The 20,781-nt window shown below is 66.3% G+C and carries 15 protein-coding genes and 1 other RNA gene; 4 read left to right on the top strand and 12 right to left on the bottom strand.

What is annotated here, in order from left to right; genetic code table 11:
- Positions 1–24: 24 nt before the first annotated feature.
- Positions 25–1,500, bottom strand: coding sequence for an APC family permease (locus tag AC1ZV1_RS26045; protein ID WP_484294265.1), 1,476 nt, complete (start codon positions 1,498–1,500; stop codon positions 25–27).
- Positions 1,501–1,631: 131 nt separating this feature from the next.
- A complete protein-coding gene (locus tag AC1ZV1_RS26040; RefSeq protein WP_484294264.1) occupies positions 1,632–3,125 on the bottom strand; it encodes an aldehyde dehydrogenase in 1,494 nt (497 codons plus the stop codon).
- Between the two features lie 296 nt (positions 3,126–3,421).
- On the opposite strand from AC1ZV1_RS26040, the gene AC1ZV1_RS26035 reads away from it, so the two are divergent.
- From AC1ZV1_RS26035 to AC1ZV1_RS26020, 4 genes are all read left to right on the top strand, one after another.
- Entirely contained in the window at positions 3,422–4,171 is a 750-nt protein-coding gene (locus tag AC1ZV1_RS26035) for a FadR/GntR family transcriptional regulator (RefSeq protein WP_484294263.1), read from the top strand.
- Between the two features lie 119 nt (positions 4,172–4,290).
- Positions 4,291–5,046: a cache domain-containing protein gene (locus AC1ZV1_RS26030; RefSeq protein WP_484294262.1), complete on the top strand. Its 756-nt coding sequence runs from the start codon at positions 4,291–4,293 to the stop codon at positions 5,044–5,046.
- A gap of 61 nt (positions 5,047–5,107) precedes the next feature.
- On the top strand, positions 5,108–5,779 hold the full coding sequence (locus AC1ZV1_RS26025; RefSeq protein ID WP_484294261.1) for a YceH family protein: 672 nt from the start codon (positions 5,108–5,110) through the stop codon (positions 5,777–5,779).
- A gap of 111 nt (positions 5,780–5,890) precedes the next feature.
- Positions 5,891–6,193, top strand: coding sequence for a hypothetical protein (locus tag AC1ZV1_RS26020; RefSeq protein ID WP_484294260.1), 303 nt, complete (start codon positions 5,891–5,893; stop codon positions 6,191–6,193).
- A 61-nt stretch (positions 6,194–6,254) separates the two neighbouring features.
- On the opposite strand, the gene ssrA is transcribed toward AC1ZV1_RS26020, so the two are convergent.
- The 10 genes from ssrA to AC1ZV1_RS25970 all read right to left on the bottom strand — a co-directional run bounded on the left by ssrA (position 6,255) and on the right by AC1ZV1_RS25970 (position 20,738).
- Positions 6,255–6,612, bottom strand: a transfer-messenger RNA (tmRNA) gene (ssrA, locus tag AC1ZV1_RS26015).
- Positions 6,613–6,686: 74 nt separating this feature from the next.
- Positions 6,687–7,364, bottom strand: coding sequence for a type 1 glutamine amidotransferase domain-containing protein (locus tag AC1ZV1_RS26010; RefSeq protein WP_484294259.1), 678 nt, complete (start codon positions 7,362–7,364; stop codon positions 6,687–6,689).
- 86 nt (positions 7,365–7,450) lie between these two features.
- Positions 7,451–8,464: a sodium:calcium antiporter gene (locus AC1ZV1_RS26005; protein ID WP_484294258.1), complete on the bottom strand. Its 1,014-nt coding sequence runs from the start codon at positions 8,462–8,464 to the stop codon at positions 7,451–7,453.
- Positions 8,465–8,864: 400 nt separating this feature from the next.
- Positions 8,865–12,143 carry a carboxyl transferase domain-containing protein gene (locus AC1ZV1_RS26000; protein ID WP_484294257.1) on the bottom strand — a complete coding sequence of 1,093 codons (3,279 nt, stop codon included), beginning with the start codon at positions 12,141–12,143 and terminating at the stop codon, positions 8,865–8,867.
- Positions 12,144–12,293: 150 nt separating this feature from the next.
- On the bottom strand, positions 12,294–12,560 hold the full coding sequence (locus tag AC1ZV1_RS25995; protein WP_484294256.1) for a hypothetical protein: 267 nt from the start codon (positions 12,558–12,560) through the stop codon (positions 12,294–12,296).
- A gap of 83 nt (positions 12,561–12,643) precedes the next feature.
- Positions 12,644–14,047, bottom strand: a complete 1,404-nt coding sequence (locus AC1ZV1_RS25990; RefSeq protein ID WP_484294255.1) for a sensor histidine kinase — start codon at positions 14,045–14,047, stop codon at positions 12,644–12,646.
- Positions 14,044–14,721 (bottom strand): response regulator, encoded by a 678-nt coding sequence (locus AC1ZV1_RS25985; protein ID WP_484294254.1) that lies wholly within the window; start codon positions 14,719–14,721, stop codon positions 14,044–14,046. The genes AC1ZV1_RS25990 and AC1ZV1_RS25985 overlap by 4 nt, the downstream gene beginning before the upstream one ends.
- Positions 14,722–14,902: 181 nt before the next feature.
- Positions 14,903–17,722 (bottom strand): FAD-binding and (Fe-S)-binding domain-containing protein, encoded by a 2,820-nt coding sequence (locus tag AC1ZV1_RS25980; RefSeq protein ID WP_484294253.1) that lies wholly within the window; start codon positions 17,720–17,722, stop codon positions 14,903–14,905.
- A gap of 78 nt (positions 17,723–17,800) precedes the next feature.
- The gene (lldD, locus tag AC1ZV1_RS25975; RefSeq protein WP_484294252.1) at positions 17,801–18,946 is read right to left on the bottom strand and encodes an FMN-dependent L-lactate dehydrogenase LldD; all 1,146 of its coding nucleotides are present in this window, start codon (positions 18,944–18,946) and stop codon (positions 17,801–17,803) included.
- Positions 18,947–19,061: 115 nt separating this feature from the next.
- Positions 19,062–20,738: a lactate permease LctP family transporter gene (locus tag AC1ZV1_RS25970; protein ID WP_484294251.1), complete on the bottom strand. Its 1,677-nt coding sequence runs from the start codon at positions 20,736–20,738 to the stop codon at positions 19,062–19,064.
- Positions 20,739–20,781 lie beyond the last annotated feature (43 nt).

The raw sequence follows: 20,781 nt of genomic DNA, 5'->3' as shown, positions 1-20,781 counted from the left end.
GCGTTTTCGTTTCACGTCGAACGCTTATTGCTGATGCAGCTTCCACGCATCCCCGTGGGGCGCGGTGCCCTTGTCGTACGGGCGGAACAGGGTCATGTAGGCCAGGCCCAGGACGATCACGATGCCGCCGACCAGGATGATCCCGTAGTTCAGGTACCAGGGCGCATCCGGCGTGCGTGGCCAGGACATGTTGATGATCGCCAGCACGCCGTAGGTCAGCGCCAGGATGTTCACGATCCAGCCCCAGTTGCCCAGGGTGAAGGCGCCGCTTGGCTTCCAGCCACGCAGGCGGGCGAACAGGGCCCCGGCGACGATCATCTGGAACGACAGATAGATACCGATGGCGGCGAAGCTCACCACCATGGCGATGGCGTTCTGCAGGTAGAAGCCGGCGCAGACGATCACCGACGGGATCACGCCGCAGGCGATCAGCGCGGCCACCGGCACGTGGGTGTTGGGCGACAGGCGCTTGAGCACACCGCTGCCCATCACCATCTCGTCGCGGGCGTAGGAGTACAGCAGGCGGCTGGCGGCAGCCTGCAGGCTGAGTACGCAGGAGATGAAGGAGACGATGATCACCGCCATCACCAGGCGCGCGCCGGTCACGCCGAAGGCGTTGTCGAGGATGGTGGTCATCGGGTCTTTATCTGCGCCGGAGATCACCGCGCCCATGTCCGGTACCGCGAGGATCAGCGCCAGGGCCGCGAAGATGGCCGCGCCGCCGCCGATCCAGATGGTCATGCGCATGGCCTTGGGAATACGACGGCTGGGGTTCGGGGTTTCCTCGGCGACGTCACCGCAGGCCTCGAAGCCGTAATAGAGGAACATGCCGGCCAGCGAGGCGGTAAGGAAGGCTGGCCAGTAGCTGCCGTCGATACGGATGTCGAAGGTGTTGAACAGCACCGAGAACGGCTGGTGACGCTCGAAGATCAGCAGGTAGGTGCCGATCACCAGTGCACCTAGCAGTTCGCAGATGAAGCCGAACATCGCCACGCGCGCCAGCAGCTTGGTGCCGGAGAGGTTGAGCAGGGTGGCGATCACCGTCAGCGCCAGGGCAACGAGGGTGTTGGTCACCGGGGTGGACTCGAAGCCGAGCAGCGTGGCGATGTACGGGCCTGCGCCCAGGGCGACGGCGGCGATGGTCACGCACAGCGACACCGAGTAGATCCAGCCGACCATCCAGGCCCAGCGCTTGCCCACCAGGCGCCGGGCCCAGGGATAGACGCCGCCGGAGATGGGGAACTGCGACACCACTTCGCAGAAGATCAGGCACACCAGCATCTGCCCGATGCCCACCAGCAGGTAGGACCAGAACATCGGCGGGCCGCCGGCGGCCAGGCACAGGCCGAACAGGGTGTACACGCCGACCACCGGCGAGAGGTAGGTGAAGCCCAGGGCGAAGTTCTGCCACAGGGTCATGCTGCGTTCGAAGTTGGAGGTGTAGCCCAGCGCGCGGAGTTGTTCCGCGTCGCGGTCCAGGGGCTGGATCGAGCTGTTCATCGTGGGTGTCCTGTCTGAGGTTTTCGCGTCGGCAGCCAATCGGGTGCAACGGAAAGCGTTGTTGTTATTGTTCGGCGCGCGGGTTCAGCCGCGCGCCGTGTTGCTCCAAACCTCTCGTGTGCCGGATCGGGTTACAGCTTGATCCAGGTCGCCTTCAGCTCTGTGTACTTGTCGAAGGCGTGCAGCGACTTGTCACGGCCGTTGCCCGACTGCTTGAAGCCGCCGAAGGGCGCGGTCATGTCGCCGCCGTCGTACATGTTCACCCACACGCTGCCCGCGCGCAGGGCGCGGGCGGTGAGGTGGGCCTTGGAGATGTCGCGGGTCCAGACCGCCGCCGCCAGCCCGTACGGGGTGTCGTTGGCGATGCGGATGGCTTCCTCGGCGTCTTCGAACTCGATGACCGAGAGCACCGGGCCGAAGATCTCCTCGCGGGCGATCTTCATCGCGTTGCTGACGCCGTCGAACAGGGTCGGCTCGACATAGGTGCCGCCGGTTTCCTCCAGCACGCGTTTGCCGCCGGTGAGGATCTTCGCGCCTTCGTCCTGGCCGGCCTGGATGTAGCCCAGCACCTGCTCCAGCTGGCGCCCGTCGACCAGCGCGCCGACGTTGGTTTCCGGGTCCAGCGGATGGCCGGCTTTCCAGCCCTTGAGGGCCTCGACCACCAGCGGCAGGAATTTCGCCTTGATCGACTTCTGCACCAGCAGGCGCGAGCCGGCGGTGCACACTTCACCCTGGTTGAAGGCGATGGCCGCGGCGGCGGATTCAGCGGCGGCCTGCAGGTCCGGCGCGTCCTCGAAGACAATGTTCGGGCTCTTGCCGCCGGCTTCCAGCCAGACGCGCTTCATGTTCGATTCACCGGCGTAGACCATCAGTTGCTTGGCGATCCTGGTGGAGCCGGTGAACACCGCGGTGTCGACGTCCATGTGCAGCGCCAGGGCCTTGCCGACGGTGTGGCCATAGCCTGGCAGCACGTTCAGCACGCCAGCAGGAATGCCGGCTTCGATGGCCAGCTGGGCGATGCGGATGGCGGTCAGCGGCGAGCGCTCGGAGGGCTTGAGGATCACCGAGTTGCCGGTGGCCAGTGCCGGGCCGAGCTTCCAGGCGGCCATCATCAGCGGGAAGTTCCACGGCACGATGGCGGCGACCACGCCGACCGGCTCGCGGGTAACCAGGCCAAGCTGGTCGTGGGAAGTGGCGGCCACTTCGTCGTAGACCTTGTCGATGGCCTCGCCGCTCCAGCGCAGGGAGTCGGCGGCGCCCGGCAGGTCGACGTTCAGCGAGTCGCCGATGGGCTTGCCCATGTCCAGGGTTTCCAGCAGCGCCAGCTCTTCGGCGTGTTCTTCCAGCAGTCCGGCGAAGCGGATCATCACGGCCTTGCGGGTAGCCGGTGCTTCACGCGACCAGACGCCGGAATCGAAGGTGGTGCGGGCGCTCTGTACGGCGCGCTCGGCATCGGCGGCGTCGCAGCTGGCAACCTTGGCCAGCAGGCGGCCATCGACCGGGCTGATGCAGTCGAAGGTTTCGCCGGAGGCGGCGGCAAGGTACTCGCCCTGGATGAAGGCGCGACCCTCGATTTTCAGGGTCTTGGCGCGGGCTTCCCATTCGGCGCGGGTTGGCTGGCTCATGCGTATCGCTCCTCGTTCTTGCTGTTGTTGGCGGAGACGGCCTGCGGACCGTCGCTGGCAAATACATTTGAAACCATATCTTATGTTTTTGCAGTTGCCAATACAGGTCGAAAAATGAGCCTCTGGAAGGGATTTTCGTGGCAAAAGACCTTGCTGAAAGTCCGGAAAGCGATTTAAAAATATGGAGACATAGTTTTGCGCGGAGCCGCATCCGGGCTTGCCGGTAGACTTCGCCATCAACGCCAGAACAGGAACATTCCGCGCAGGAAGCGTCCGCGCCCCGCGCATTGCTGCCTATGAATGAATTCAGGAAAGTCCGCCCCGCCAGTTTCATGCGCCTGCGTCAGGAAGGGCGCACCGAGGAAGTCGCGCGCCGGCTGGTGGAAATGGTCGACCTCGGCCTCTACGCCGAAGGCGAGCAACTGCCCAGCGAAAGCGAGCTGGCGATGCAGTTCGGCGTCGCCACCGTGACCCTGCGCGATGCCCTGGCGGAGCTGCGCGAACGTGGCGTGATCGAGACCCGGCGCGGGCGTAATGGCGGCAGTTTCGTCTGCTCGCCGCAGCACACCTCCGAGGATGCCCTGTTGGGGCAACTGCGCCAGATGAGTGCGCTGGAGCTGCGCGACCTGGGCGACGAGCACGTCGCCATCGCCGGTGCCGCCGCGCGCCTGGCCGCGCAGCGCTCCACGTCCGATGAGCAGGCGCGCATCGCCCAGTACCTCGATGCGTTGGCGAGTGCCACCACCCGGCAGGAACAGCGCCGCGCCGATGCGCGCTTCCATATTGAGATCGCCGTCGCCGCCCAGTCCGTGCGCCTCACCCATGCGGAAACTCGCCTGCAGGCGGAAATCGGTGAATGGCTGTGGCTGCCGGTGGACGGTTTCCCCGGGGCGGCGGCCATCGAACTGGAGCACCGCGCCATTCTCGAAGCGATCAGCGCAGGTGACGCTAACCTTGCCGGCGCGCTGGCCGAGGCCCACGTCACCCGTGGCATCAAGCGGTTGATCAACCTGCGTCTGAGCCTGCTCGCCGACGACGACGGCTGACTGGCACAGCGCTTGCTGCTTTCCCGACGCGCCTGGAAAGGCGCGCGCAACGACTCACCGTACCGACTCCGCAGATCCCCTCTGGGCTGCGCGATAACAAGAACAGCGAGGCCCCGGTCATGTCCAGCGAACACCCCACGGATGAACTCCAGCGCTGCGCCCAGCGCATCGACGCTTCCATCCGTAACGTTTTCCAGCGCCTCGACGAGCTGGCTGGTGACGTCGTGGCGATCTGGCGCGAGCTGGCGCAGGAGGGCAAGCGCCCATCCTCCAGGGATCTCGGTGCCTTGCGCCCGCGCATCCAGCACGACCTCACTGATGACGGTACGCGCCTGCACGGCACCGGCGTGGTGATCGAGCCGGGTGAGCTGGCCGACCAGGAGATGTACCTGGAGTGGTGGTACCACGGTCGCGGCGACAAGGTCGTGCCCATGAGCCTGAACTTCAACCGGCGCAGCGAGAGTTTCTACAACTACCTCAACATGCCCTGGTTCTCCCGCCCGCGCGCCAGCGGCCAGCCCTCGGTGGTCGGGCCCTTCGTCGACCTCTACGGCACCGACCTGTACATCCTCGCCTTCTCCGTCCCGATCCAGGTGGACGGCCGTTTCATCGGCGTGGCTGCCGCGGATATCGCGCTGCACGAGTTCGAGGGTGTGTTGCTGGGCAGCCTGATGCAGATGGGCCATGAAGCCCTGGTGGTCAACGGCGAAGGGCGCGTTGTCGCAGCCAATACCGCCAACTGGTTCACCGGCGACCTCGCCCGGCGCACGCTGGGACGTGATGCGCAGGGACGCGAGCAGGAGCTGGCGGCGTCGTTCTCGCACTGGGCGGTCATTGAACGACCACTGAACCGCCGTCTTGCCGGCGCTGCCTGAGGCTGCCAAACGCTGCGTAAACGGCTAGGCTAGGGCGGTTCCCTCATCGACGGATACCGCCATGAGCCAGTCGCTCGACACCCTCTCCGACTTCGAACCCCTGAGTGCGGTGGATGCCCGCGTTCTCGGGTGCCTGATCGAAAAGCAGCTCACTACCCCCGAAGCCTACCCGCTGACCCTCAACGCACTGGTCACTGCGTGCAACCAGAAGACCAGTCGCGACCCAGTGATGAACCTCACTCCGGGGCAGGTCGGCCAGTCCCTGCGCCATCTGGAAGGACGCGAGATGACGCGCCTGGTCATGGGCAGCCGTGCCGACCGCTGGGAGCAGCGGCTGGACAAGGCGCTGGAGCTGATCAAGCCGCAGGTCATCCTGCTTGGCCTGTTGTTCCTGCGCGGTCCGCAGACGCTCAATGAACTGCTGACCCGCAGCCAGCGCATGCACGACTTCGACGACACCGAGGAAGTTCGCCACCAGCTCGAACGTCTCGCCGGCCGCGGCATGGCCCTTCAACTGGAGCGCCTGAGCGGCCAGCGTGAAGACCGCTACATGCACCTGCTTGGCACCGAGGAAGACCGTGAAGCCGCCATCGCCGCCAGTGGTAGCCGCGCCTCCAGCGAGCGTGGCGACGGCGGCGGCCACGACGAAGGGCGCCTGGTCGAGCTGGAAGCCCGCATCGCTGCTCTGGAAGAGCGCCTTGCCCTGCTGGAACTGGGAGTCTCCCGCGACTGAATCAGCAGACTCTCCTGACAGATTGACTGGCGTCAGTCTGTCAGGCCGTTAATCCAGCGATAACATTTCCTGCCAATAGTTACGCTTGCCCCCGCTGCGCCCGGAGTACCCATGAGTTTCAAGCCTTCCCAAGCCCAGCTGAACGCTGTGCTAAGCCAACTCACGGAACACGACGTCAAATCCATCGCCGAGCTCACCGGCCCGCGCGAAGCGAACCTCTTCGCCATTCGCGAGCTGTTTCGACAGGGCCTGATCAAGGGGGTGCTGATCGACGACCCTTTCGGCGCCGAGGATGAAGACGGCCCACTGCTGTGCAACGCCGAACGACTGCGCCTGCGCAAGCCTTGCGTGGAAGTGGTGGTGGAGGAACAGGTGGAACCACTGATGCCGCGGCTGGGCTTTCTGACGCTCTAGGCACATCGCGGGCAAGAAAAAAGGCGCTGGGCTTGAGGCTCAGCGCCTTTTTCTTTGGATGTGGTGGAGCCGGGGGGATTTGAACCCCCGTCCGCCAGTTCTCCGCTGTCGGTTCTACATGCTTAGCCATCTCTATTAGGTTAACTCCTCGCGGCCCGAGTGGCAGGGCGCTTGGAGCGAGCTGTATGAGTTTTAGCCGTTACGTCTACAGCGAACTTGGCGGCGATCCTGTTCTATATGACAGACCTAATCGTCGGGTTTACAGGCATCCCCTAGGGTCTGCTAGCGGCACTTAGGCTGCTAGGGCGTAGTTGTCGTCGTTGGCAACTATAAAGTTGTGGCAGCTGATTTACGAGAACTGTCACCTACTCGGCATGCCCCTCGAGTTTTGTTACCGGCGTCGAATCCTAATCGGCCCCAAAACCTTGAAAGGTCGTTGGCCATTCTACGGGAAAGCCGCCCCGATAGCCACCCGGGGCGGCGCAAGGTGTTGTCAGGCCAGGAATTTCAGCACGGCTTCGGCCACGGCCTCGGAGGAAGCGGGGTTCTGCCCGGTGATCAGCCCGCGGTCCACCTCGACGTGGCTCTGCCAGTCCGGGCCTTTGCTGTAGCGGGCACCGTTGGCCTTGAGCATGTCCTGGACGAGGAAGGGCACCACGTCGGTGAGGCCGACGGCGTCTTCCTCGCTGTTGGAGAAACCGGTGACGTGCCGGCCCTGCACCAGTGGCCTGCCGTCGAGCCCGCGCGGGTGACGGAAGACAGCCGGGGCGTGGCAGACGGCGGAGACGGTCTTGCCGCTGGAATGGAAGGCTTCGATCAGCGCCACCGAGGTGCGGTCCTCGGCCAGGTCCCAGAGCGGGCCATGGCCACCGGGGTAGAACACGGCATCGTAGTCGTCAGCCTTCACGTCGCTGAGCTTCACGGTATTGGCCAACGCGGCCTGTGCATCGCTGTCCTGGCGGAAGCGGCGTGTGGCCGGTGTCTGGGCGTCTTCCTCGTCGCTCTTGGGATCGAGCGGCGGCTGGCCGCCCTTGGGCGAGGCCAGGGTCAGGCTGGCACCGGCATCCTTGAACACGTAGTAGGGCGCGGCGAACTCCTCAAGCCAGAAGCCGGTTTTCTTGCCGGTGCTGCCGAGCTGGTCGTGGGAGGTCAGGACTACCAGGATTTTCATGCTCACTCCTTCGGCGTATCGCTAGTCGTGCGGCTGCCGCCGAAACGGCAGCCCGGACTGTCAGTGTAGGCAATGAGCCGTCTGCGTCAGCGCGACAGGGTGATACCCAGATAGGCGGCGTACAGCACGCCGTTGAGCATCAGCACCCAGATCGGCAGGCCGCCGCCGCGCTGGGCGTTGATCCGCAGCCAGAGCGCGGCGCCGAGGGTCACCAGTACGCCGGTGAGCACCTCGATGCGTGGCTGCCAGGGCGTGAGGAGGATGCCGATGGCAGGCAGCAGGGTGCCCTGGAAGACCATGGCGCCGCTGATGTTGCCGAAGGCCAGGGTGTCCTTGCCGCGACGCACCCAGAGGATGCTATTGATCTTCTCGGGCAGTTCGGTGGCGATGGGGATGATCAGCAGCGACAGCAGCAGCGCGGAAATACCGAGAAGGTGCGACAGGCCTTCCACGCCATGGATGAAGCCCTTGGCGCCCAGAATTAGCAACGCGAGGCCCAGCAGGAGTTGCAGCAGGATGGTGGCTAGGTTGGTCGGCAGGCCGATGCGTGACAGGTACATGTGGTGATCGGCTTCGGTGCCGTGGCCGTCTTCCACCAGGCCTTGTGACGCGCGCAGGGTCAGGGTGATGTAGCCAACGTAGGTGAGCACCAGCAGCACGCTGAGGGCGATCCGTACCGATTGCAGTTCGGCAGGCACGAACATGGCGATGGTGGCGAAGCAGAAGGCGACCAGGAAGAAGTTCAGGTCGCGCTGAAGGCCGGTACGTTCGGGGCGGATGCGTCCGAACAGGCCGCGAGCGCGCCAGGCCGCGATCGCCATCAGGCAGGTGGACAGGGTGGAGAGCATCAGCGGTGCGCCGAGAATGGCGCCGACGCCGACTTCCTCGTTGAGGCTGACGTTGCTGGTGCCGGCGAACAGGGCCAGCAGCGGGATCAGCGTTTCCGGCAGGGCCGTACCGATGGCGGCGAACAGCGAGCCGGTGACGCCTTCGGAAATCCCCAGACGTTCGCCGAAGTGTTCCAGCGCATTGGTGAAGAGTTCGGCGGCGATGAGGATCACCAGCAGCATGCCGAGCAGTTCGAGGATGAAAGTCAGCATGCGCGCGGCTCCAGTCGGGTGGAGCGAGGAGTGGGATGGTGCATCACGGTGAAGCTCCCGGCCGGTTTCAGTACCCATGACCACGCATCTCCCCGGCCGTTGCGGAGATCACGTGGTCAAAGGTCTTGCCAGGCTAAGTTGCTGGCGACGCCATGGCCTGAAATCCCTCTACGATCTGCTGCGCGTCGGCAGAACCTCGTTGAGAACGACTGATAACTGCTCATTTACATTCGTAAACTCCGCTTTGTCAGTCTCTCTCGCCTGGTTCTGCTCTAGCTCGCACGATCGTCAATGGATTTGGGCCAAGTGTGTTGACGTCGCCCCCGTTCGTCGAACGGTCGGCTACTCCCCAATGACGCCGCGCATTCTAGCGGATCGGGCGAGCAGCTCAACCCATGGGTTACCAGGTATCGATCAGCGGCCGCTTTTTCCCCTCGCGCGCTGCGGGCTTCGGCGTCGACGCCAGGCCGCGCAGCAGCCAGCGGCGGGTATCGGCAGGGTCGATGACGTCGTCGATCTCCAGGTAGCTCGCCATGTTCAGCCCCTTGCCATTGCGGTAGGCCGCGGCGACCAGCTTGTCGAACAGCTTCTGCCGTTCCGGCGGGTCTTCCACGGCGGCCAGCTCCTTGGCGTAGCCGAGACGGATCGCGCCCTCCAGGCCCATGGCGCCGAACTCGCCGCTGGGCCAGGCCACGGTGAACAGCGCGGCGTGGAAGCTGCCGGCGGCCATGGCCTGCGCGCCCAGGCCGTAGCCCTTGCGCAGCACCACGGTGAAGAAGGGCACGGTGAGGCTGGCGGCAGTGACGAACATGCGCGAGACGTGGCGCACTGTGCCGGTCTTCTCCGCCGCCGGGCCGACCATGAAGCCGGGGGTGTCGCACAGCGAGATGATCGGCAGGTCGAAGGCGTCGCACAGCTGCATGAAGCGCGCAGCCTTGTCGCCGGCCTCTGCGTCGATGGCGCCACCCAGGTGCATGGGGTTGTTGGCGATCAGGCCGAAGGGCTTGCCTTCGATGCGCACCAGCGCGGTGATCATGCCGGCCGCGAAGTGGCGGCGCAGCTCCAATACCGAACCGCTGTCGGCGAGTTGCTCGATGACCTGGCGGATGTCGTAGACGCGCAGGCGGTTCTCCGGCACCGCGTGGCGCAGCAGGCGCTGGTCGGCGCACTGCCAGTCGGCGGTGTCGCCCTGGAAGTAGGCGAGGTACTGGCGGGCGATTCGGGTGGCTTCGGTTTCGTCCTCCACCAGCACGTCGATCACGCCATTGGCGCTCTGTACGTCGCTGGGGCCGACTTCCTCGGGGGCGAACTTGCCCAGGCCACCGCCCTCGATCATTGCCGGCCCCGCCATCCCCAGGCTGGTATCGCGCGTGGCGATGATCACGTCGCAGCAGCCGAGCAGCGCGGCGTTGCCGGCGAAGCAGCGGCCGGAGACCACGCCTACCAGGGGCACCAGCCCGGAGAGCCGCGCCAGGCCGACGAAGCTCATGTTGTCCAGCCCGGCCACGCCGACGAAGTCGGTGTCGCCCGGACGCCCACCGCCGCCCTCCGCGTAGAGCACCAGCGGAATGCGCCATTGCTCGGCGAGGTGCAGCATGCGGTCGGTCTTCTTGTGGTTCATCACGCCCTGGGTGCCGGCGAATACCGTGTAGTCGTAGGCCAGTACCAGGCAGCGGGCTTTCTCGTCGCCGAACTGCGCGGCGTTGACGCTGCCCAGGCCGCTGACCAGACCGTCGGCAGGGCTGCTGGCGATCAGCTCCTCGACGCTGCGCCGGCGACGCTGGGCGGCGATGGCCAGGGCGCCGTATTCGATGAAGCTACCGTCATCGAGCAGGTCGGCGAGGTTCTCGCGGATCGTGCGCTTGCCGATCCTGTGGCGTTTGGCGACGGCATCCGGACGGCGTTCGTCGAGTCCGATGGCGTGGCGTTCCAGGACTTCGGCGAGGTCGGCGCGGATGGCGTCGAGATCGATAGCGGCGCTGTTTTCCCGGTCCTGTGCCTGGATGTCTGCCGGCTCGACGAACAGCAGTGCGTCGCCTTCGCCAAGGCTGACGCCGGGCGTGGCGGCGACGCTGTGGACGAAGCCACTGGCGCTGGCCTTGACCTCGAACTCCATCTTCATCGCCTCGACCACGGCGATGGTCTGGCCCTGGGCGACGGCATCACCCACCGCGACATTCAGGCTGACCAGCACGCCAGCGCTGGGCGTGGCGAGCGGGATGCAGCCGGCGGGTGCTTCGCGGCTGCGCTGGGTTCCCGGCGCGACGCCGACATGGCTGAAGAAGCGGTGCGCGTGCTCCTGCGCGTCGAGCAGGGCGGGCAGGTGCTCTTCGATGTAGCGGGTGGTGACCTGGTTGTCCGCCACCGCGCTCTGGCGTAGCAGGTTGAGCAGCAGCGGGATGTTGCTTGCCACACCTTCGAGACGGAACTCGCAGAGCGCACGGTAGGCACGCTGCACCAGCTGTGGATAACCGCCGTTGCCGTGGACGATCAGCTTGGCCAGCAGCGAGTCGTAGCCGGCGCTGTTGCGGTAGCCGGCGTAGCCGTAGCCGTCCACGCGCAGGCCGGGGCCGCTGGGCGGTTCGTAGGCGCTCAAGGTGCCGCAGGCGAGGTGGGGCGTGCCGTCGCTGGCGAGACTTTCCAGGTTGATCCGCAGTTGCAGGGCGTGGCCGCGCGGCGCGGGAATCTCGGCCTGGGTCAGGTTCAGCTCGGCAAGGCTGGCACCCGCGGCAATGCGTAGCTGGGCCTGCACCAGGTCGATACCGGTCACCGCTTCGGTGATGGTGTGCTCCACCTGCAGGCGCGGATTGGCTTCCATGAAGACGAAGTCGCCGCTGTCCTCGTCCAACAGGAACTCGAAGGTCCCCAGGCCGCGGTAGTGCACGGCTTCGGCCAGGCGCACGGCGGCGGCGAGGATGGCACCGCGCAGGCGTGGGTGCAGGTTGGGGCTCGGAGCGATTTCCAGCAGCTTCTGGTTGCGTCGCTGCAGCGTACAGTCGCGCTCCCACAGGTGGCTGACGACACGGCCGTCGCCGATCACCTGGACTTCGATGTGCCGGGCGCGCTGGATCAGGCGCTCCACGTAGAGCCGGTCATCGCCGAAGGCCGCTCGGGCTTCAGCCTGGCAGCGGGCGTAGGCATCGGCGATGTCCTCGACGCTGCTAACCGCGCGCATGCCGCGCCCGCCACCGCCAGCGAGGGCCTTGATCATCATGCCGGCGCCAGCGGGCAGTTCGCGGAAGAAGCGCTCGGCATCCTCCAGCGACGTGGCGCGATTGCTGCCGGCCGCCAGTGCCACACCGTGGTCACGGGCGAGGTCGCGGGCGCGGGCCTTGTCGCCGAACGCGTCGAGCACCTCTGCCGTGGGGCCGACGAAGGTCAGGCCAGCCGCCTCGCAGCGACGGGCGAACCCGGCGTTCTCGGAAAGAAAGCCATAGCCCGGATGCACTGCATCACAGCCATGAGCCCGGGCGATCTCGACGATCTGCTGCTGATCCAGATAGGCGCTTGCGCCGCGTCCTTTCAGGGCCTGAGCCAGGTCGGCCTGGCGCGTGTGCAGCGAGGTGGCGTCGTCCTCGGCGTAGATGGCCAGCGTCTGGATGCCCAGCTCGGCGGCGGCACGGGCAATGCGAATAGCGATCTCGCCGCGGTTGGCGATAAGCAGGCGGGTGACTGGCATGGCGATTCCGTTGTGATTCTTGTGATCGGGAATCGCACCATCTTAGGCGGGTGAGTGCGTCGGGGCATGAAGTGCGGGGTTGCGAATGGCGATAGCTTCGCGGGCCTTATGAGCGGCAGCCGGCCAGGCGACCGGCCACCGCGAACGGCATCATCCGTTGGCTCCGCCGTCACCGCTGTGTTTCTTCAGCAGTTGCAGGGCCTTCTCGGTCTGCGCGATGCAGGCCTTGGTATTGCCGTCGGTCTGTGCCTGGGCGGCTTTTTCCTGCAGGCGCATGGCCTGCTCCTGCGCCTGGGTGTTGTTGGTGGTGGTTTTCACTGCGTCGTCGATTTTCTGCAGGTTGTCGCTGCACAGGTCGGCGGCGAAAGCCGGCGACGCCAGCAGCGCGGCGGTGATGAGTAGGGCGGCACGTTTCATCGCAGTACTCCTGTCAACTTGACCGTTGTCGCGGACCGATCGAGCGGGCCGTACAGGGTGGACTGCGATGTGTCAGCCGGGGTTCAGAGTATGTGCCCAGTGGTCGTCGGAAGCTCGACGCAGACCCCCAGGCCCGCGCCGTCCAGGCCGTCATGCAGGGAGATGCGTCCGTGGTGGATTTCCACGATGCGCTTGACGATGGGCAGGCCGAGGCCGCTGCCGTTGCTGCTGGAGACGCTGGGGCTGCGGTAGAAGCGGGTGAAGATCGCCGCCTGCTCGGCCGGCGCCACACCGGGGCCGCTGTCGCGTACCCAGAGGGTCAGGTGATCGTCGCTGCTCTCCAGGCTGACAGCCACGCGCCCGCCGTCTGGCGTGTAGCGCAGGGCATTGCCGACCAGGTTGGTGAACATCAGTCCGAGCCATGCGGCGACACCCGGCAGGGTGGCTTCCTGACTATCGAGGGTGAGTTCGATCTGCTTGTCGATGGCCTGCGGCGCGAGGTCGGCGATGGCGTCTTCGGCCAGCAGGCGCAGGTCCACCGGGGCGAAGATTTCGTGCAGCTCTTCGGCGTCCAGTCGGGCCAACAGGAGGATCTGCTCCATCAGCGCGCTGATACGCTCGACGCTGCGGCTGACCTGCTGCAGCCCGTGGGCGTGGGCAGCGGGGTCGGAAGAGCGCAATGCCACCTGGGCATGGGTACGCAGGCTGGCCAAGGGGGTGCGGATCTCGTGGGCGGCGTCGCTGGTCAATCGCCGCTCGGCCTCCATCGCCGAATTCAGGCGCTCCAGCAGCAGGTTCAGCTCGTTGACCAGACTGTGCACTTCCACCGGTGCGCGGCTCAGGGCCAGTGGGTGCAGGCTGTGGGCGCTGCGCTGGTGTACCTGCTCGATCAGGCTGCGCAATGGCGCCAGGCCCTGGCGCACGCCGAACCAGACCAGCACGCCGAACAGCGGGAGGGCCAGCAGCAACGGGAAGAGGGCGCTGAACAGCAGCAGGTGCAGGGTCTTATGGCGGTAATGCAGGTCTTCGAAGACCCAGATGCGCACTTCGTCGGGGCCTGACGTGGCCATCTGCAGTACACGCCAGTTGACCCCGCCGGCGAGCAGGTCGGAGAAGCCCGGCGGCTGCGCTTCGATCCCTTTGGGCGGCCTGTGGGTGGCCAGCAGCGGCTGGCCGCGGTACCAGACGGCATAGCCGAGCGTGGCCTCGCGGCGAATCAGCGGCAGTCCTTCGATGGCCTTGCGGCTGCGCGCGAGGATCTCCATGGCATCGCTGGACTGTGGGTCGATGGCGTCGGCGACATCCACCAGGCTCAGCGCGGCCTGGCCGAAGTCGATCATGTCCTGGTCGTAGAGGCGGTTCACCTGTTCGCGCGTCAGGTGGTAGGTGAACAGGCCGGCGACCAGCCAGAGCAGGGTGACGCCGCCGATCAGTGTCAGCAGCAGGCGGCGGCTGATGGAGCCGGCGCGACGCGCTGTGCTGCTCAAGTGCGGGCAGCGCCGTCGGGGCGGTCGATACCGTAGCCGATGCCGCGCACGGTGCGGATCAGGCTGTTGCCCAGCTTGCGCCGCAGGTGGTGGATGTGGACCTCGATGGCGTTGCTTTCCAGGTCGCCATCCCAACCGTAGAGGGCTTCCACCAGGCGGGCACGGGACAGCACCTTGCCGCGTTGTTCCAGCAGCAGGCGCAGCAGCGCGTATTCGCGCGGGGCGAGATCCACCGGGGAGCCGGACAGGCTGACCTGGTGGGTGGCTGGGTCCAGGGCCAGTTCGCCGTGCTGCAGCAGCGGCGCGGCGCGGCCGGTGTGGCGGCGGGTGAGGGCACGGACGCGGGCGAGCAGTTCGTCGAGGTCGAAGGGTTTGGTCAGGTAGTCGTCGGCGCCCGCGTCGAGGCCGGCCACGCGGTCGGCGACCTTGTCGCGCGCGGTGAGGATCAGTACCGGGGTGAGGTCGCCGCGTCGGCGCAGGCCGCGCAGCACTTCCAGGCCGTCCTTGCGCGGCAGGCCGAGGTCAAGGACCAGCAGGTCGAACTCATCGGTGGCCAGCGCCTGGTCTGCCGCCACGCCATCGCTCACCCAGTCAACGGTGTCGCCTTCCAGGCCGAGCCCCGAGCGGATACCGTCGCCCAGCAGCTGGTCGTCTTCTGCCAACAGGATTCTCATGTCGATCCCCTCGTCCGTCCGTGTGCAGCAGGATAGCTGGCGTGCTCCGGTTAGGGCAGAGGGTGGCAGCGATCGCTTAACGGGGTGTTAAGGCGGCAAGACGGGAGGTGCTCGCGAACGCCTCGACCGGGAGTGGCGGTGTCAGGCGGTTCGCGAGCAAGGCAAGGCCGCTCGCCTGGGCTCAGGACGCGCTGGACGGGCGCGCGCGGGTGACGCGATCCACCAGATAGACCACGCCGCGATAGTCGATGCCGCCATGGGCGGACAGGCCGATTTCGCAGGTGCGGCTGGTCGAGACGCCTTCCTCGCAGTCCTTTACCGCGTCCTTGAGCGTGCGCAGCGAGTGCGCGTTCAGCTCGGGCGTGGTGAAGCCCTTGTCGCCAGCGAAGCCGCAGCAGTGGATGCCCTCGGGAATCACCACGTCGCGGGTGCAGCGTCTGACCAGGTCGATCAGCGCCTGGCTTTCGCCCAGGTGCTGAGTGCTGCAGGTGACGTGGACGGCCACCGGCTTGTCCTGCGGCTGAAAGTCCAGGCGCTCGACCAGGTGCGTGCGAATGAACTTCACCGGGTCGTAGATCTTCAGCCGGTCGTCCGCCAGTTCCTGTACCAGGCGCAGGGTGCAGGGGCTGGTGTCGCAGTAGATCGGGTCGAGACCGCCACGGCTGGCGCGCAGCAGTTCGGCAAGCAGTTCGTCACGCTTGGCGTCGGCTTGCTGCCGGTAGCCCTTGGAGGCGAACGGCTGGCCGCAGCAGAGGTTGTCGGCGTTGTCCGGGAAGACTACCTGGTAGCCGGCTTTCTCCAGCAGTTGGCGGGTCTTGTCGATCAGCGGCATCTGCTCTTCGTCCGCCGCCGCCGGGCCCATGGCGCGGGACACGCAGGCGGTGAGGTAGACGACGCGTGGCTTGCCGTTATCCACCGGCTGCGAGGCGGCAGTGAGGCGCACCGGCTGCGGCATGGCGGGCGTCCACTGTGGCACACGGCCCTTGCTGGCGTGGCTGATGGAGGTGCTGAGGCGAGCCAGGCGCGGTGCGCCGAGCAGCATGCGCGCACCGTTGGCAGCATGCAGCATGAACGTCGCGCCCTTGAGGGCCGTGGCGAAATTGCGCGCCAGCCAGGTGGCGGTGCCGGCGTGGCGCGCTTGTTCGCCGCGCAGCTTCCTGATCAGCTCACCGGTGTTGATGTTCACCGGGCAGCGCTGGGCGCACAGGCCGGTGGCGGCGCAGGTGTCGATACCCTGGTACTGGTAGTCGCGCTCGAGCTGCGTGGTGTCGATGCCGGCGCGGCGCTTGGCCTGGATGTCGCGCCACATGACGATGCGTTGGCGGGGGCTGAGGGTCAGCCCCCTGGACGGGCAGACCGGCTCGCAGAAGCCACATTCGATGCACTTGTCGACGATCTCGTCGGCGGCCGGCAGCGGCTTGAGGTTCTTCAGGTGCAGTTGCGGGTCGTCGGTCAGCACCACGCCAGGGTTGAGGATGCCGGTGGGGTCGAGCAGGCGCTTCAACTGCCACATCAGCTGGTAGGCGTCATGGCCCCATTCCAGCTCGACGAAGGGCGCCATGTTGCGTCCGGTGCCGTGCTCGGCCTTGAGCGAGCCGCCGTATTCCACCGCGACCAGGTGTGCGACGTCGTCCATGAAGGCCGAGTAGCGCGCGATCTGCTCAGGCGATTCGAAGCCCTGGGTGAAGACGAAGTGCAGGTTCCCTTCCAGCGCGTGGCCGAACAGGATGGCCTCGTCGTAGCCGTGCTTGTCGAACAGCGCGATCAGGCGATTGACGCCTTCGGCCAGCTGTTCGACAGGGAAGGTGACGTCCTCGATGATCACCGTGGTGCCGGTCTCGCGCACCGCACCGACAGCCGGGAAGGTGTCCTTGCGGATGCGCCAGAGCTGGTTGTAGACGACCGGGTCTTCGCTGAAGTCGACCTGCTTCTCCACTGGAAAGTCGGCGATGGAGGCGCTGATCTGCGCGAGCTGTTCGTGCAGCAGCGACTGCGTCGCCGCGCGGGATTCGATGAGCAGTGCGCAGGCGCTTTCAGAGAGGCTTTTCACCCACTCCGGCATACCCTGCATGTTCTCCACCGAGCGCAGGCTGCGGCGGTCGAGCAACTCCACGGCGGACACCGGCTGCTGCTTGAGCACGGGCACGGCCTTGCAGCAGGTCTCCACATCAGGGAAAACGATCAGTGCGCTGGCCTTGTGCGGGTGATCGGGCACGGTGTCGTAGGTCACCGCGCTGATGAAGCCCAGGGTGCCCTCGGAGCCGACCATCAGGTGGGTGAGGATATCCAGTGGCTCGTCGTAGTCGACCAGGGCATTCAAGGATAGGCCGGTGGTGTTCTTCAGCCGGTACTTGTGGCGGATCTTCGTGGCCAGGTCGGGGTTGGCACGGGTCTGACGGCCCAGTTCGGCGAGTTGTTCGAGCAGTGCGCCATGGCTGTCGCGGAAGGCGGCGATGCTCTCGGGCAACTCGCTGTCCAGCAGAGTGCCATCGGCCAGCAGCAGGCGCATGCCGGCCAGGGTGTGGTAGCTGTTCTGCGCGGTGCCGCAGCACATGCCGCTGGCGTTGTTAGCGACGATGCCGCCGATCTTGCAGGCGTTGATCGATGCCGGGTCAGGGCCGATCTTGCGGCCGAACGGCGCCAGCCAGGCGTTGGCCTGGGCGCCGATGACGCCGGGCTGCAGGCGGATCTGCGTGCCGCCGTCGCGGATGTCGCGACCGTTCCAGTTGTCACCCAGCACCAGCAGCACCGAGTCGCTCACGGCCTGGCCGGAAAGGCTGGTGCCCGCGGCGCGGAAGGTCACCGCCACCTGGTTGGAGTGGGCGGCCTTGAGCAGGGTGGCAACTTCGTCTTCGCTCTCGACACGGATCACCAGCTTGGGGATCAGTCGGTAGAAGCTGGCGTCGGTACCGAAGGCCAGAGTCGAGAGCGGGTCGTCGAAGCGGCGTTCGCGGGGGATCAGGTGTTCTACCGTGTCCAGGAACGCGGCGGGCAGGCTCATGCAATCTCCTCGCGGGGCCGCGGCGTCTGGCGCGCCGCGTGCCCCGGTCAATCAGGCTGTATTTCGTGTGGGTGCCGGTCAGGCGCCCAGTTCGCGCACCAGCGAGTCACGGGTGATCTCGCCGATGGTCTTGGCGCCGGTGAGCACCATGGCTACGCGCATTTCCTTCTCGAACAGGTCCAGCAGGTTCTTCACGCCAGCTTCGCCGTGAGTCGCCAGGGCGTAGAGGAAGGCGCGGCCGATGAGCACGGTGTCCGCGCCCAGGGCGATCATGCGCACCACGTCCAGGCCGTTGCGGATGCCGGAGTCGGCGAGGATCTTCAGGTCGCCCTTCACCGCGTCGGCAATGGCCGGCAGCGCGCGGGCGCTGGAGAGCACGCCGTCGAGCTGGCGGCCGCCATGGTTGGAGACGACGATGCCGTCGGCGCCGAACTTCACCGCATCCCTGGCGTCTTCCGGATCGAGGATGCCCTTGATGATCATCGGGCCGTCCCAGAATTCGCGGATCCATTCGAGGTCCTTCCAGGAGATCGACGGATCGAAGTTGGCACCCAGCCAGCCAATGTAGTCCGCAAGGCCGGTGGGGTTGCCGCGGTACTTGGAGATGTTGCCCAGGTCGTGGGGTTTACCCAGCAGGCCGACATCGAAGGCCCAGGACGGGTGGGTCATGGCCTGCCAGACGCGACGCAGTGGCGCGTTCGGGCCGCTCATGCCGGAGTGGGCGTCACGGTAGCGCGCGCCGGGCACCGGCATGTCGACGGTGAACACCAGGGTCTTCACGCCCGCTGCCTTGGCGCGCTCGAGGGCATTGCGCATGAAGCCGCGGTCCTTCAGCACATAGAGCTGGAACCACATGGGCCGGTCGATGGCCGGGGCGACTTCCTCGATGGGGCAGACCGACACCGTGGACATAGTGAACGGGATGCCTTTCGCGGCGGCCGCGCGGGCTGCCTGTACTTCGCCGCGCCGGGCGTACATGCCGGTCAGGCCGACGGGGGCCAGGGCGATGGGCATGCTCAACGTCTCGTCGAACAGCTTCGTCTCCAGGCTCAGCTCGGACATGTTCTTCAGCACGCGCTGGCGCAGGGCGATGCTGGCCAGGTCGTCGACGTTGTTGCGCAGGGTGCGCTCGGCGTAGGCGCCGCCGTCGGCATAGTGGAAGAGGAACGGCGGCAGCTTGCGTTGGGCCGCGGCGCGGTAGTCGGTAGAGGCAGAGATGATCATGGGCGTCTCATCGTTGAGGGGCTTGTCGAGGCCGCTGCGCTGGCGCGGGTGACCTCGAAAGACCTTAGCTGCTTTGGACGGATCTCCGCGCCGAGGCGCGGAGTCGGGTCTTGCCTTAGTGCACCAGCATGCCGGTGAAAATGTAGGCCTGGGCCAGGGTGATCAGGCCCACCAGGGCGGCGAACATCAGGCTGTGCTTGAGGGTGAAGCGGAACAGATCGGACTCCTTGCCGACCATGCCGGTCGCGGCGCAGGCCACGGCGATGGACTGCGGCGAGATCATCTTGCCGGTCACGCCGCCGCTGGTGTTGGCGGCCACCAGCAGGGTGTCGTTGACCCCGATCTGGTGCGCGGTAGTGGACTGCAGCGAGCTGAACAGGGCGTTTGAGGAGGTGTCCGAGCCAGTCAGGAACACGCCCAGCCAGCCGAGGAACGGCGAGAAGAACGGGAACGCCGCGCCGGTGCCGGCCAGGACCAGCGCCAGGGTGGTGGACATGCCCGAGTAGTTGGTGACGAAGGCGAAGGCCAGGACCATGCCGATGGAGAGGATCGGCCATTTCAGCTCGACCAGGGTCTCCTTGAAGGTGGTCAGACCAGTTTTCGCGCTGATGCGCAGGACGAACATCGACACCACGGCGGAGAGGAAGATCGCGGTGCCGGTGGCCGAGACCGGGTCCAGCTTGAACACGGCGGCGATCGGCGTCGGGTTGGCGACGATGGGGGCGGTCTTCACAACCAGTTGGTCCAGGTGCGGGATGGCGAAGTTGAATACCAGGCTGTACAGCGCGCCGCCCGGTGCGAAGAGCGCCTTGAATGGCTTCAGGGTCCAGATGGTGACCAGCACGGTCAGCACCAGGAAGGGCGACCAGGCCTTGAGGATCTCGCCGAAGCTGTAAGGCGTCGGTTCGGCGCTGCGCGGGGCATTGCCGCCCAGGACGGCGGCGCCGCCGGCAGTGGCGACCACGTCACGCTCTGCGGCCGGCTGCCAGACCTTGAGGAACAGGGTCAGGGAAATCAGGCTGACCAGGGCGGAGGTGATGTCCGGCAATTCCGGCCCGATGAAGTTGGAGGTGAAGTACTGGGTGATGGCGAAGCTGCCGCCGGCGACCAGTGCGGCCGGCCAGGTTTCCTTCACGCCTTTCACGCCGTCCATCATGAACACCAGCCAGAACGGCACGAGGATGGACAGGAATGGCAGCTGGCGGCCGGTCATCGCGCCGATCTTGAAGGCGTCGATGCCGGTGACCTGGCCCGCCACGATGATCGGAATGCCCAGGGCGCCGAAGGCTACCGGCGCGGTGTTGGCGATCAGGCAGAGGCCTGCCGCATACAGCGGGTTGAAGCCCAGGCCGACCAGCAGGGCGGCGGTGATCGCCACCGGTGCGCCGAAGCCCGCCGCACCTTCGAGGAAGGCGCCGAAGGAGAAGCCGATCAGCAGCACCTGCAGGCGCTGGTCGCCGGTGATCGACAGCACCGAGCTGCGGATCACTTCGAACTGGCCACTCTTGACCGTGAGTTTGTAGAGGAATACCGCCGCCACGATGATCCAGGCGATCGGCCACAGGCCGTAGGCGAAGCCATAGCCGGCGGCGGCGATGGCCATGTCGGCGGGCATGCCGAAGGCGGCGATGGCGATGATGATCGAGAGGGCGAGGGTGATGCTGCCAGCGACGTGGCCCTTGAGACGGAACACAGCGAGGGCGAGGAAGAAGAACACGATCGGAATGACGGCGACCAGCGCGGACAGGCCGAGGCTGCCGAGCGGGGTGTAGATCTGCTGCCAGGTTTGCATCTGATTGGCTCCCTAATTGTTTTTGGGTGGAGGGCCTGGTTGC

The sequence above is a fragment of the Pseudomonas sp. BB438 genome (assembly GCF_057180225.1).
The sequence above is the reverse complement of the archived record's forward strand: the minus strand, read 5'-3'. Positions and strand labels throughout refer to the sequence as shown.

Excerpts from the sequence above, each read along its gene's own strand:
- AC1ZV1_RS26010 (WP_484294259.1), bottom strand. The coding sequence starts at position 7,364 with ATGAAAATCCTGGTAGTCCTGACCTCCCACGACCAGCTCGGCAGCACC.
- AC1ZV1_RS25970 (WP_484294251.1), bottom strand. The coding sequence starts at position 20,738 with ATGCAAACCTGGCAGCAGATCTACACCCCGCTCGGCAGCCTCGGCCTG.
- AC1ZV1_RS25995 (WP_484294256.1), bottom strand. The coding sequence starts at position 12,560 with ATGAAACGTGCCGCCCTACTCATCACCGCCGCGCTGCTGGCGTCGCCG.
- AC1ZV1_RS26045 (WP_484294265.1), bottom strand. The coding sequence starts at position 1,500 with ATGAACAGCTCGATCCAGCCCCTGGACCGCGACGCGGAACAACTCCGC.
- AC1ZV1_RS26035 (WP_484294263.1), top strand. The coding sequence starts at position 3,422 with ATGAATGAATTCAGGAAAGTCCGCCCCGCCAGTTTCATGCGCCTGCGT.
- AC1ZV1_RS26030 (WP_484294262.1), top strand. The coding sequence starts at position 4,291 with ATGTCCAGCGAACACCCCACGGATGAACTCCAGCGCTGCGCCCAGCGC.
- AC1ZV1_RS26005 (WP_484294258.1), bottom strand. The coding sequence starts at position 8,464 with ATGCTGACTTTCATCCTCGAACTGCTCGGCATGCTGCTGGTGATCCTC.
- AC1ZV1_RS26020 (WP_484294260.1), top strand. The coding sequence starts at position 5,891 with ATGAGTTTCAAGCCTTCCCAAGCCCAGCTGAACGCTGTGCTAAGCCAA.
- lldD (WP_484294252.1), bottom strand. The coding sequence starts at position 18,946 with ATGATCATCTCTGCCTCTACCGACTACCGCGCCGCGGCCCAACGCAAG.
- AC1ZV1_RS25980 (WP_484294253.1), bottom strand. The coding sequence starts at position 17,722 with ATGAGCCTGCCCGCCGCGTTCCTGGACACGGTAGAACACCTGATCCCC.
- AC1ZV1_RS26025 (WP_484294261.1), top strand. The coding sequence starts at position 5,108 with ATGAGCCAGTCGCTCGACACCCTCTCCGACTTCGAACCCCTGAGTGCG.
- AC1ZV1_RS26040 (WP_484294264.1), bottom strand. The coding sequence starts at position 3,125 with ATGAGCCAGCCAACCCGCGCCGAATGGGAAGCCCGCGCCAAGACCCTG.
- AC1ZV1_RS25985 (WP_484294254.1), bottom strand. The coding sequence starts at position 14,721 with ATGAGAATCCTGTTGGCAGAAGACGACCAGCTGCTGGGCGACGGTATC.
- AC1ZV1_RS26000 (WP_484294257.1), bottom strand. The coding sequence starts at position 12,143 with ATGCCAGTCACCCGCCTGCTTATCGCCAACCGCGGCGAGATCGCTATT.